Genomic DNA, 12,668 nt, shown 5'->3' with positions numbered 1-12,668 from the left:
CTGGCCGCGCTCAAGCGCGGGGAATCAACAAGGAGTTAGCGTGGCGAAGAACTACTATGACATCACCCTGGCGCTGGCGGGTATCTGCCAGTCCGCCAGCCTGGTGCAACAACTGGCCCATCAGGGCCACTGCGATAGCGACGCGCTGCATGTGTCGCTGAACAGCGTTATCGACCTGAACCCGGACTCAACCCTGGGCGTGTTCGGTGGCAGTGAAGCAAATCTTCGTCTCGGCCTGGAAACGCTGTTAGGCGTACTGAATGCCAGCAGTCGCCAGGGGCTCAACGCCGAGCTCACCCGCTATACGCTGAGTTTAATGGTGCTCGAACGTAAACTGGCCTCCGCAAAAGGCGCGATGGATACGCTCGGCGACCGTATCGCGGGCCTGCAGCGCCAGCTTGACCACTTCGATTTACAGTCTGAAACCCTGCTGAGCGCGATGGCCGGTATCTATGTCGATGTTATCAGCCCGCTTGGGCCACGTATTCAGGTTACCGGCTCCCCTGCTGTGCTGCAAAGCCCACAGGTGCAGGCAAAAGTCCGCGCCTCGCTGCTTGCTGGCATTCGTGCTGCCGTTCTCTGGCACCAGGTTGGTGGCGGACGCTTGCAGCTCATGTTTTCCCGTAATCGCCTGACCACTCAGGCAAAACAAATTCTTGCTCATTTAACCCCGGAGTTATGATCTATGGAATTATCCTCACTGACCGCCGTTTCCCCTGTCGACGGCCGCTACGGCGATAAAGTCAGCGCGCTGCGCGGCATTTTCAGCGAATTCGGTTTGCTGAAATTCCGTGTGCAAGTTGAAGTGCGCTGGCTGCAAAAGCTGGCTGCGCAGGCAGCGATCAAGGAAGTTCCTGCTTTTGCCGCAGACGCAAACGGTTTCCTCGATAAAATCGTTACCGACTTCAATGAAGAAGATGCCGCGCGCATCAAAACCATTGAGCGCACCACTAACCATGATGTGAAAGCGGTTGAGTATTTCCTGAAAGAAAAAGTGGCAAATGTGCCGGAACTGCATGCGGTTTCTGAGTTCATTCACTTCGCCTGTACTTCTGAAGATATTAACAACCTGTCTCACGCACTGATGCTGAAAACCGCGCGTGATGAAGTGATCCTGCCTTACTGGCGCAAGCTTATCGACGGCATTAAAGATTTAGCGGTACAGTACCGCGACATCCCGCTGCTGTCGCGTACGCACGGCCAGCCGGCAACCCCGTCCACCATCGGTAAAGAGATGGCTAACGTGGCTTACCGTATGGAGCGTCAGTATCGCCAGCTTAACCAGGTTGAAATTCTGGGTAAAATCAACGGCGCGGTCGGCAACTATAACGCCCATATCGTCGCGTATCCGGAAGTCGACTGGCATCAGTTCAGCGAAGAGTTTGTCACTTCTCTGGGTATTCAGTGGAACCCGTACACCACTCAGATCGAGCCACATGACTATATCGCCGAACTGTTTGATTGCATGGCGCGCTTCAACACTATCCTGATCGACTTTGACCGTGATGTGTGGGGCTACATCGCCCTGAACCACTTCAAGCAAAAAACCATCGCCGGTGAAATTGGTTCGTCCACCATGCCGCACAAAGTTAACCCCATTGACTTTGAAAACTCCGAAGGCAACCTGGGCCTGTCAAACGCCGTGCTTCAGCACCTGGCGAGCAAACTGCCGGTGTCCCGCTGGCAGCGTGACCTGACGGACTCCACCGTCCTGCGTAACCTGGGCGTGGGTATTGGCTATGCGCTGATTGCCTACCAGTCAACCCTGAAAGGCGTGAGCAAACTGGAAGTGAATCGTGACCGTCTGCTGGACGAACTCGATCACAACTGGGAAGTGCTGGCAGAGCCTATCCAAACCGTTATGCGTCGTTATGGCATTGAAAAACCGTACGAAAAACTGAAAGAACTGACACGCGGCAAACGCGTTGATGCCGAAGGCATGAAACAGTTTATCGACGGTTTGGCCCTGCCGGAAGACGAAAAGACTCGCCTGAAGGCAATGACGCCAGCCAACTATATTGGCCGCGCAATTCAGATGGTCGATGACCTGAAATAATGGCTGACTCCCTCCCCTGAGTGGGGAGGGAGATTCCCCTGATTATTCCTTTCCTCACGACCACAAGACGCCCCTCTCATCTTCTATACTCCTGAGTAACACACACTGTCAGCGATAACGCCGCTCATCAGGAGATGCACATGCTCAGGGCTATCATTCCGCCGATTGCCGCGGTGCTGACGTTTATTGCCGGGATATTCATTCTGAATGTACAACTTTGGTATTCCGCCAAAATTGACAATGTCGCTGGCGCTACCCAGGCCGTCGAAAATATTAACCAGATTCTTGATGAGGCTAAGACCGCCAGTAAAACAGCCATGGCCATTGCTGCATCGGGCTGCACCGTTGAAGGGCAATATCAACTGGGAACGACGGCAGTACTCAGCCCACACCTCAGAACGATTCTCATCCTGAAAGAAGGTAAAGCATGGTGCACCTCCCTGCCCGGTAACCGTCTTTTGTTAACCAACCCAGCGTCCCTCCCTGATACGCCATTAACGCTGGTTCGTGCTAAAGATAATGTCCATCAGCATCCAGCTCTCGTTTACCGCGCCGATATATCAGATGGGGTCATTTTAGTGACCATCAGCGACTCCCATATTCATGATGCGCTAAACAGCACCGGAAAAAATGCACAACTCCGGATGATTGTCGGCCGATATTCACTGGGTCAGGATGGCGATGTGCGCGAGGTGGGGCGTCAGAACCATCGCGAAGACATTATTGATGCCAAAATGTATCCCTTTTCTGTCCAGTACACGTCCCCTGCCTTCTTCAGCCTGAAACGTATTTTTCGTCAGGGCGCTGGCGTCCTCATTTTCGTTCTGCTGATGTCCTGTACTGCTGGCTGGTCTCTCAATAAATATTTTAATAAAACGATTACCCCGGCGGATGCCCTGAAACGCGCGATAAACAACGGTGAAATTATCCCCTATTACCAACCGGTGATGGATGGACGAGATAACTCGATACGGGGTATCGAAGTCCTTGCCCGCTGGAAACATCCTGACGCCGGGTTTATATCCCCTGCGGCTTTTATCCCACTGGCGGAGAAATCCGGATTAATCATTCCGCTTACGCAGTCGCTCATGTGGCAGGTTGTGACGCATATGAATGCCATCAGCAGCAAATTGCCGGAAGGCTTTCACGTCGGTATTAATTTCAGCGCCGCACACATCAATGCGGCGTCTTTCGTTGAGGATTGCCTGAAATACCAGGCGGGTTTTGTGAATAAAAAGTTGACGCTGGTGCTGGAAGTCACCGAGCGCGAACCGCTGCACGTGGATGAACAACTCATCAGTAACCTCAACACGCTGCACGCGAATGGTTTTGCGATTGCACTGGACGATTTCGGCACCGGTTATTCCGGGCTCTCTTATCTGCACGATCTGAACATCGATTACATTAAAATCGATCAGAGTTTTGTCGGTCGGGTGAACGAAGATGAGGATTCAACAAAATTGCTCGACTGCGTCCTTGACCTTGCGCGGAAACTCTCTTTAACGATTGTCGCTGAAGGTGTCGAAACGCAAACGCAGCTCAACTACCTCAATCGCAATAACATCAGCCTGCTGCAAGGTTACTATTTCTACAAGCCCGTTAAGTTTGTCGAGCTGGTAAAAATACTGCTGTCAAAACCAAAAGAGAAAATTGAGCGCTATATTGAAACGTAAAGGAACAGAACAGGACAAATTCTTTTACTGTCCGGTGTTTAGTTTTAGTATAACCAGCCAGGGTTAAACTATTAGCTTCAATTATGATATGGAGAAAAAACATGCGCGTACTCGTGGTAGAGGATAACGCCCTGTTACGTCACCATCTGAAGGTTCAGCTTCAGGAGCTGGGTCATCAGGTTGATGCGGCGGAAGACGCAAAGGAAGCAGATTACTATCTCGGCGAGCATCTGCCGGATATTGCCATTGTCGACCTCGGCTTGCCGGATGAAGACGGCCTTTCTCTGATTCGCCGTTGGCGCAGTCACGATATCTCGTTACCGGTTCTGGTACTGACTGCCCGCGAAGGCTGGCAGGATAAAGTCGAGGTGCTGAGTGCCGGGGCTGATGACTACGTCACCAAACCGTTCCATATTGAAGAAGTGGCTGCGCGCATGCAGGCGCTGATGCGCCGTAATAGCGGCCATGCTTCGCAGGTGATCTCCCTGCCACCGTTCCAGGTGGATCTCTCACGCCGCGAATTGTCGATCAACGACGAAGTGATCAAGCTGACGGCGTTCGAATACACCATTATTGAAACGCTGATCCGCAATAACGGCAAAGTGGTAAGCAAAGATTCTCTGATGCTTCAGCTTTATCCCGACGCCGAACTGCGCGAGAGTCACACTATAGACGTGCTGATGGGTCGCCTGCGCAAGAAAATACAGGCGCAATATCCCCATGATGTGATCAACACCGTCCGTGGCCAGGGCTATCTGTTCGAACTGCGCGGATGAATAAGCTATTGCGGCATATGCTGCCCCTCTCGCTGCGGGTTCGCTTCTTGCTGGCGACCGCAGCCGTGGTAATGGTGCTTTCTCTTGCTTACGGTATGGTCGCCCTGGTGGGCTACAGCGTCAGCTTCGACAAAACCACTTTTCGTCTGCTGCGCGGCGAAAGCAATCTGTTCTACACCTTTTCCAAATGGGAAGACGGAAAGTTAACCGTCGATATGCCCGATAATCTCATCCGTCAAAGCCCGACGATGGCCATCATCTATGACAACAAAGGCAATCTGCTTTGGCAGCAGAAAGATATTCCCTGGCTGAAAAACCGTATACAGAAGGATTGGCTGCGCGGTAACGGCTTTCATGAGATAGAAGCGGATATCAACGCCTCCAGCGCCTTGCTGACCGATAACCATGAAGCACAGGAACAACTGAGTGAAATCCGTAAAGAAGATGATGACTCAGAGATGACGCACTCTGTTGCCGTCAACAGCTACCCGGCAACAAAGATGATGCCCGCGTTGGTGATCGTAGTGATTGACACGATCCCTATCGAGCTTAAACGCTCTTATATGGTGTGGAGCTGGTTTATCTACGTGCTGGCGGCCAACCTGCTGCTGGTGGTTCCGCTGTTGTGGGTGGCGGCACACTGGAGCCTGCGCCCGCTGGCGGCGTTGACGCGCGAGGTGCGCGAGCTTGAAGAACATAACCGCGAAGCGTTAAACCCGGAAACGACCCGCGAACTGACCGGCCTGGTGCGTAACCTGAATCGCCTGCTGAAAAGCGAACGGGAGCGTTATGATAAATATCGCACCACGCTTACCGATCTCACGCACAGCCTGAAAACGCCGCTGGCGGTGCTGCAAAGTTCGCTACGCTCATTGCGCAGTGAAAAAATCAGCGTCAGCGAAGCCGAGCCCATCATGCTTGAGCAAATCAGTCGCATCTCTCAGCAGATTGGCTATTACCTCAACCGCGCCAGCATGCGTACCGACAATACCCTGTTGAGCCGCGAGCTTCATCCGGTCGCGCCCACGCTGGATAGTTTAATTTCCGCGTTGAATAAGGTCTATCAACGTAAGGGCGTGAGCATTAGCCTCGACATTTCACCCGAAATTAGCTTTGTCGGCGAGAAAAACGACTTTATGGAAGTGATGGGCAACGTGCTGGATAACGCCTGCAAATACTGCCTCGAATTCGTGGAAGTGTCCGCGCATCAGGCCGAAAACCAGCTACACGTGATTGTTGAAGATGATGGTCCGGGCATTCCGCAGGGTAAACGGGATCTGGTGTTCGATCGCGGCCAGCGCGCCGATACACTCAGGCCAGGCCAGGGCGTCGGGCTCTCCGTCGCGCGTGATATCGTCGAGCAATATGACGGGCAAATCATCACCGCCGACAGCCTGCTGGGCGGGGCAAAAATGGACGTGGTTTTTGGTCGCCAGAACCTGGAGCACCACGTCGGCTAAATCCGGTTTGCGCAGCAGGCAGGTTGCCGGATTACGTGTATAATCCGAGAAAACACCTGCTGCGGACATACTCATATGGATTATCACTTAACGCTCAACTGGCCCGACTTTATCGAACGCTACTGGCAGAAACGCCCGGTGGTCCTCAAACGCGGGTTTGCTAACTTTGTCGACCCTATTTCACCGGATGAGCTGGCAGGCCTGGCGATGGAAAACGAAGTCGACAGCCGGCTGGTGAGTCATCTTGACGGAAAATGGCAGGTCAGCCACGGGCCATTTGAAAGCTACGATCACCTCGACGAAACCAACTGGTCGTTGCTGGTTCAGGCGGTCGATCACTGGCACGAGCCCTCCGCGGCGTTGATGCGTCCCTTCCGCGCCCTGCCCGACTGGCGTATTGACGACTTGATGATTTCCTTCTCCGTACCGGGCGGCGGCGTTGGCCCGCATCTCGATCAGTACGATGTCTTTATCATACAGGGGACGGGTCGCCGTCGCTGGCGCGTGGGCGAGAAAGTGCCGATGAAACAGCACTGTCCGCACCCTGATCTACTCCAGGTAGACCCTTTCGAAGGCATCATTGATGAAGAACTCGAGCCCGGCGATATTCTGTACATCCCGCCAGGTTTCCCGCACGAGGGTTATTCGCTGGAAAACTCGCTGAATTACTCCGTGGGTTTCCGCGCGCCAAGTGGCCGTGAACTGTTTAGCGGTTTTGCCGATTACATCCTGCAACGCGAACTGGGCAGCCAGCGTTATACCGATCCGGACGTACCTGCGCGCGCGCATCCGGCGGATATTTTGCCGCAGGAAGTCGACCGTCTGCGTGACATGATGCAGGGGTTAATGAATCAGCCAGAGCAGTTCCAGCAATGGCTCGGTGAGTTTATCAGCCAGTCACGCCACGAGCTGGACGTCGCGCCGCCAGAGCCGCCGTATCAGCCAGATGAAATCTACGATGCGCTCCAGCAGGGGGATAAACTGGCGCGTCTGGGTGGGTTACGCGTACTGAAAATCGGCGACGATGTTTTCGTTAACGGCGAAAAAATCGACTCGCCTCATCGTCCGGCACTGAATGCGCTGGCAGGAAATATGGTGCTGGAAAGCGAACATTTCGGCGACGCGCTGGAAGACCCGTCCTTCCTCGCGATGCTGGCCGCGCTGGTAAACAGCGGGTACTGGTTTTTTGAAGGGTGAGTGAGGCCCCTCACTCACCCCGGCCCTCTCCCTCAGGGAGAGGGAGAGGGAGAAAACCTGCATTAGACGTAACTATGTGCTCAATCGGTCCCCTCTCCCTGCGGGAGAGGGTTAGGGTGAGGGGAAGAATTACCCCGCCCGCTTCGCCGTCAGCTCCGCGATACGCACAATCACCTGCACCGCTTTTTCCATCCCTTCCAGCGTCACAAACTCGTGTTTACCGTGATAGTTGTAGCCGCCGGTGAAGAGGTTCGGACATGGCAGCCCCATAAAGGAGAGCTGTGCGCCGTCGGTACCGCCGCGAATCGGTTTGAGATCCGGCTCGATATTGCAATCACGCATCGCCTGCTGAGCGATATCAATGATGTGCGGATGCTCCATCACCTTCTCGCGCATATTGTAATAGCTGTCTTCAATGATCAGCTCAATGTAGCAATCCGGATGCAGCCCTTTGCCGACCTTCTTGGCGATCTCCATCATTTTGCGTTTCCGCGCTTCGAACTGCTTACGGTCAAAATCGCGAATGATGTAGTGCATTTCCGCGCGATCAACGGAACCTTTCATCGTGTTGAGATGATAGAAACCTTCATAACCGTCTGTTTTTTCCGGGCTCTCATCTGCGGGTACTTCCGCATGAATGCGCGCGGCCAGCGACAATGCATTGACCATCACCCCTTTCGCAGTGCCCGGATGCACATTGTTGCCGACGATCTTGATAATCACCGATGCCGCATTGAAGTTTTCATACTCCAGCTCACCCACACCGCCGCCATCAACGGTATAAGCCCAGCGGGCATCAAAGGCTTCCACATCAAAGTGTTTTGCGCCCTTGCCCACTTCTTCGTCGGGCGTAAACGCCACACGGATATCACCGTGAGGAATGTTTTTCTCTTTCAGTACCGCCAGCGCGGTCATGATTTCCGCAATACCCGCTTTATCATCCGCGCCGAGCAGCGTTTTGCCGTCAGTGGTGATAAGCGTCTGGCCCAGCAGTTGATGCAGCACCGGGAACATCACCGGCGAAAGCACTTCATCGCCGATACCCAGCGCAATATCGCCGCCGCGATAGTTTTCCACGATCTGTGGATTGACGTTTTTACCGCTGAAATCGGGTGCGGTATCGACGTGTGAAATAAAGCCTACCGCTGGAATATCGCCGTCGATATTCGCAGGCAACGTGCCCATCACGGTGCCTTTTTCGCTCAGAGTGACATTCACCAGCCCCATTGCTTCAAGCTGTTCTTTGAGCAGATGCAACAGTTTCCACTGCCCCTCTGTACTCGGCACCTGACGCACGCCGGGCTTAGATTGCGTGTCCAGAGAAACATACTGTAAAAAACGCTCAAGTAATTTATCCATGCAGTCACCCTCACTTTTTGTGACAACATTATCAATAAGCGAGAAAACACAAATATTGCGTCAGGTCACTTTTACCCCGGCAAAGCCCATTTTTTTTCGCTAAATCATTTACAGGCTTAAAGATAGCTCATCTGTATGCATAGAGGATTGGCGATTTAACACGATTGCCGTAGAATGCCAGGCCTTAATATGTGTCAGGCCTCTATACGTCTAAAGGTGGTTAACCACAAACCCCGCATCGGTAAGCCATCCGGTGCGTCTGAATGGGACAGAGTAAAAAATTGAATACACAATCGCGTTCGCTTTCACCGCTGGTGCAATTGGCGGGAATTCGCAAAGGTTTCGATGGTAAAACGGTCATCTCCGATCTGAACCTCACCATCAATAACGGCGAGTTCCTTACGCTGCTTGGGCCCTCTGGCTGCGGTAAAACAACCGTCCTTCGTCTTATCGCGGGTCTGGAAAATGTAGACTCTGGAACGATTCATCTGGAAAATCAGGATATTACTAACGTTCCGGCCGAAGATCGCCACGTTAACACCGTTTTCCAGAGTTATGCGCTTTTTCCGCACATGTCCGTCTTCGAAAACGTGGCATTTGGTCTGCGCATGCAGAAAACCCCTGCCGATCAAATTCCCCCTCGCGTAACCGATGCGCTGCGTATGGTGCAGCTGGAAGAGTTCGCTGAGCGCAAGCCACATCAGCTCTCCGGCGGCCAACAGCAGCGCGTGGCGATTGCCCGTGCGGTGGTCAATAAACCGAGCCTGCTATTGCTGGATGAATCACTCTCTGCGCTCGACTACAAGCTGCGAAAGCAGATGCAAAACGAACTCAAAGCGTTGCAGCGAAAGCTGGGTATTACCTTTGTCTTTGTCACCCACGATCAGGAAGAAGCGCTCACCATGTCGGACCGCATCGTGGTAATGCGCGACGGGCGTATTGAGCAGGATGGTACCCCGCGTGAAATTTACGAAGAGCCGAAAAACCTGTTTGTCGCCAGTTTTATAGGCGAGATCAATATCTTCGACGCGACCGTGATCGAGCGTCTTGATGAACGTCGGGTACGCGCTAATGTTGAGGGCCGCGAGTGCAATATTGACGTCAATTTCCCGGTCACCCCCGGCCAGAAACTGAATGTCCTGCTACGCCCGGAAGATCTGCGTGTGGATGAAATCAATCACAACGATCACATTGAAGGTTTGATTGGCTACGTGCGTGAGCGCAACTATAAGGGCATGACGCTGGAGTCCGTCGTCGAGCTGGAAAATGGCAAGATGGTGCTGGTCAGCGAATTCTTTAATGAAGATGACCCGGACTTCGACCATTCGCTCGATCAAAAAATGGCGATCAACTGGGTAGAAAGCTGGGAGGTCGTACTGGCTGATGAAGAACACAAGTAAGTTCCAGAATGTGGTGATTGCCACAATCGTCGGTTGGCTTGTGTTATTTGTCTTTCTGCCCAACCTGATGATCATCGGTACCAGCTTTCTGACCCGCGATGACGCCAGTTTCGTCAAAATGGTCTTTACGCTGGATAACTACGCGCGCCTGCTCGATCCGCTTTACTTCGAGGTGCTACTGCACTCGTTGAACATGGCGCTCATTGCTACGCTCGCCTGCCTGGTGCTGGGCTACCCCTTCGCCTGGTTTCTGGCAAAGCTGCCGCACAAGGTGCGCCCGCTGCTGCTGTTTCTGCTGATTGTCCCCTTCTGGACGAACTCGTTGATTCGTATCTACGGGCTGAAAATTTTCCTCAGTACCAAAGGCTATCTGAACGAGTTTTTGCTGTGGCTGGGCGTTATCGACACGCCGATTCGCATCATGTTCACGCCGAGCGCGGTCATCATTGGCCTGGTCTATATCCTGCTGCCGTTTATGGTGATGCCGCTCTACTCCAGCATCGAAAAACTCGATAAACCTTTGCTGGAAGCGGCGAAGGATCTGGGGGCCAATAAGCTGCAAACGTTCATCCGCATTATCATTCCGTTGACAATGCCGGGAATTATCGCGGGTTGTCTGCTGGTCATGCTGCCGGCGATGGGGCTGTTCTACGTCTCTGACCTGATGGGTGGTGCGAAAAACCTGCTCATTGGTAACGTCATTAAGAGCCAGTTCCTCAATATTCGCGACTGGCCGTTCGGCGCAGCCACCAGCATTACATTGACAATAGTGATGGGTCTGATGCTGCTGGTTTACTGGCGCGCCTCGCGTCTGCTGAACAAAAAGGTGGAGCTGGAATGATCGGTAAACTGCTGCGCGGCGGTTTTATGACCGCCATATACGCTTATCTCTACATCCCGATTATTATTTTGATCGTGAACTCCTTTAACAGCTCGCGTTTCGGGATTAACTGGCAGGGTTTTACCACCAACTGGTATAGCCTGCTGATGAACAACGACAGCTTGCTCCAGGCTGCACAGCACTCGCTGACGATGGCTATTTTCTCGGCAACCTTCGCCACGCTGATTGGTTCGCTGACGGCGGTGGCGCTCTATCGCTACCGTTTTCGCGGCAAACCGTTTGTCAGCGGCATGTTGTTCGTGGTGATGATGTCGCCGGACATCGTGATGGCCATCTCGCTACTGGTGCTGTTTATGCTGCTGGGGATCCAGCTCGGCTTCTGGTCGCTGTTGTTCTCGCATATCACCTTCTGCCTGCCGTTTGTGGTGGTGACCGTTTACTCGCGCCTGAAAGGGTTTGATGTTCGGATGCTGGAAGCGGCAAAAGATTTGGGTGCCAGCGAGCTCACTATTTTACGAAAAATCATACTGCCGCTGGCGATGCCTGCGGTGGCCGCCGGTTGGCTGTTGAGCTTTACGCTCTCGATGGATGATGTGGTCGTCTCCTCATTTGTTACCGGGCCGGGCTATGAGATTTTACCGTTAAAAATTTACTCAATGGTTAAAGTCGGCGTTTCACCGGAAGTGAATGCGCTGGCAACGATTTTGCTGGTGCTGTCACTGGTACTGGTCATCGCCAGCCAGCTTATTGCACGCGATAAAACGAAAGGTCTGGCGCGCCAGGCATAATGGGCATTGGCCTGAATTCAGGCCAATCAACACAGCAGCCTTTCGGGGCTCAATCAGGGGACGTTAAATGAAAAAATGGTCACGCCACCTGCTCGCAGCGGGTGCTTTAGCACTGGGAATGAGCGCCGCTCACGCTGATGACACCAAAACACTCTACTTCTACAACTGGACGGAATATGTTCCGCCGGGGCTGTTAGAACAGTTCACCAAAGAGACGGGCATCAAGGTTATCTATTCGACCTATGAATCGAATGAAACCATGTACGCTAAGCTCAAAACCTACAAAGACGGCGCTTATGACCTGGTGGTGCCTTCCACCTATTACGTCGATAAAATGCGCAAAGAGGGTATGATCCAGAAGATCGATAAAACGACGTTAACCAACTTTGGCAATCTCGATCCGGAAATGCTCAATAAACCGTTCGACCCGAACAATGATTACTCCATCCCCTATATCTGGGGTGCGACCGCTATCGGCGTGAACAGCGACAGTATTGATCCAAAAAGCATCACCAGCTGGGCCGATCTGTGGAAGCCGGAATATAAGAACAGCCTGCTGCTAACCGACGATGCGCGCGAAGTGTTCCAGATGGCGCTGCGCAAGCTGGGTTATTCCGGTAATACCACCAACCCGAAAGAGATTGAAGCCGCTTACAATGAGCTGAAAAAACTGATGCCGAACGTGGCCGCATTTAACTCGGATAACCCGGCCAACCCGTATATGGAAGGCGAAGTCAACCTGGGGATGGTGTGGAACGGTTCAGCGTGGGTCGCGCGTCAGAACGGTACGCCGCTTGAGGTTGTCTGGCCAAAAGAAGGCGGAATTTTCTGGATGGATAGCCTCTCGATTCCAGCAAATGCCAAAAACAAGGAAGGCGCGCTCAAGCTCATCAACTTCCTGCTGCGCCCGGAAGTGGCAAAACAGGTAGCGGAAACCATCGGCTACCCAACGCCAAACCTCGCGGCACGTAAGCTGCTGAGCCCGGACGTGGCTAACGATAAATCGCTCTACCCTGACGCCGATACCATCAACAAAGGCGAATGGCAGAACGACGTGGGCGCGGCCAGCGCGATTTATGAAGAGTATTATCAGAAGTTGAAGGCGGGACGGTAATTTG

General features: G+C 53.1%; 11 protein-coding genes. 10 read left to right on the top strand and 1 reads right to left on the bottom strand.

The annotated features are described in order from the left end of the window. Window positions 1–40: 40 nt before the first annotated feature. The 6 genes from hflD (at window position 41) to NMC31_RS03530 (ending at window position 7,162) form a co-directional block, all read left to right on the top strand. Window positions 41–682, top strand: a complete 642-nt coding sequence (hflD, locus tag NMC31_RS03555; protein WP_253896985.1) for a high frequency lysogenization protein HflD — start codon at window positions 41–43, stop codon at window positions 680–682. Window positions 683–685: 3 nt separating this feature from the next. Next, complete coding sequence (purB, locus tag NMC31_RS03550) at window positions 686–2,056, top strand: adenylosuccinate lyase (protein ID WP_149464728.1); 1,371 nt, start codon at window positions 686–688, stop codon at window positions 2,054–2,056. 140 nt (window positions 2,057–2,196) lie between these two features. Next, the gene (locus NMC31_RS03545) at window positions 2,197–3,729 is read left to right on the top strand and encodes a cyclic di-3',5'-guanosine monophosphate phosphodiesterase PdeG (RefSeq protein WP_253896984.1); all 1,533 of its coding nucleotides are present in this window, start codon (window positions 2,197–2,199) and stop codon (window positions 3,727–3,729) included. A 101-nt stretch (window positions 3,730–3,830) separates the two neighbouring features. Further along, window positions 3,831–4,505: a two-component system response regulator PhoP gene (gene phoP, locus NMC31_RS03540; protein WP_015964830.1), complete on the top strand. Its 675-nt coding sequence runs from the start codon at window positions 3,831–3,833 to the stop codon at window positions 4,503–4,505. Beyond that, window positions 4,502–5,965, top strand: a complete 1,464-nt coding sequence (gene phoQ / locus NMC31_RS03535; RefSeq protein WP_253896983.1) for a two-component system sensor histidine kinase PhoQ — start codon at window positions 4,502–4,504, stop codon at window positions 5,963–5,965. The genes phoP and phoQ overlap by 4 nt, the downstream gene beginning before the upstream one ends. A 75-nt stretch (window positions 5,966–6,040) precedes the next feature. Continuing rightward, window positions 6,041–7,162 carry a ribosomal protein uL16 3-hydroxylase gene (locus NMC31_RS03530; RefSeq protein ID WP_149464725.1) on the top strand — a complete coding sequence of 374 codons (1,122 nt, stop codon included), beginning with the start codon at window positions 6,041–6,043 and terminating at the stop codon, window positions 7,160–7,162. A gap of 129 nt (window positions 7,163–7,291) precedes the next feature. Here the strand turns inward: NMC31_RS03530 and pepT are convergent, their stop codons facing one another. Further along, window positions 7,292–8,521, bottom strand: coding sequence for a peptidase T (pepT, locus tag NMC31_RS03525; RefSeq protein WP_188016901.1), 1,230 nt, complete (start codon window positions 8,519–8,521; stop codon window positions 7,292–7,294). A 263-nt stretch (window positions 8,522–8,784) separates the two neighbouring features. Between pepT and potA the strand changes: the two genes are divergently transcribed. From potA to potD, 4 genes are all read left to right on the top strand, one after another. Continuing rightward, window positions 8,785–9,921 (top strand): spermidine/putrescine ABC transporter ATP-binding protein PotA, encoded by a 1,137-nt coding sequence (gene potA / locus NMC31_RS03520; protein WP_149464723.1) that lies wholly within the window; start codon window positions 8,785–8,787, stop codon window positions 9,919–9,921. Further along, a complete protein-coding gene (gene potB, locus NMC31_RS03515) occupies window positions 9,905–10,762 on the top strand; it encodes a spermidine/putrescine ABC transporter permease PotB (protein WP_149464722.1) in 858 nt (285 codons plus the stop codon). Before potA ends, potB begins: the two co-directional genes overlap by 17 nt. Then, complete coding sequence (gene potC, locus NMC31_RS03510; RefSeq protein ID WP_231827651.1) at window positions 10,759–11,550, top strand: spermidine/putrescine ABC transporter permease PotC; 792 nt, start codon at window positions 10,759–10,761, stop codon at window positions 11,548–11,550. The genes potB and potC overlap by 4 nt, the downstream gene beginning before the upstream one ends. A gap of 67 nt (window positions 11,551–11,617) precedes the next feature. Then, a complete protein-coding gene (gene potD / locus NMC31_RS03505; protein WP_253896982.1) occupies window positions 11,618–12,664 on the top strand; it encodes a spermidine/putrescine ABC transporter substrate-binding protein PotD in 1,047 nt (348 codons plus the stop codon). The last annotated feature ends 4 nt before the right edge of the window (window positions 12,665–12,668 follow it).

Origin of the sequence: Pseudocitrobacter vendiensis, assembly GCF_943590815.1 — a bacterium.
GTDB lineage: Bacteria > Pseudomonadota > Gammaproteobacteria > Enterobacterales > Enterobacteriaceae > Pseudocitrobacter > Pseudocitrobacter vendiensis.
The sequence above is the reverse complement of the archived record's forward strand: the minus strand, read 5'-3'. Positions and strand labels throughout refer to the sequence as shown.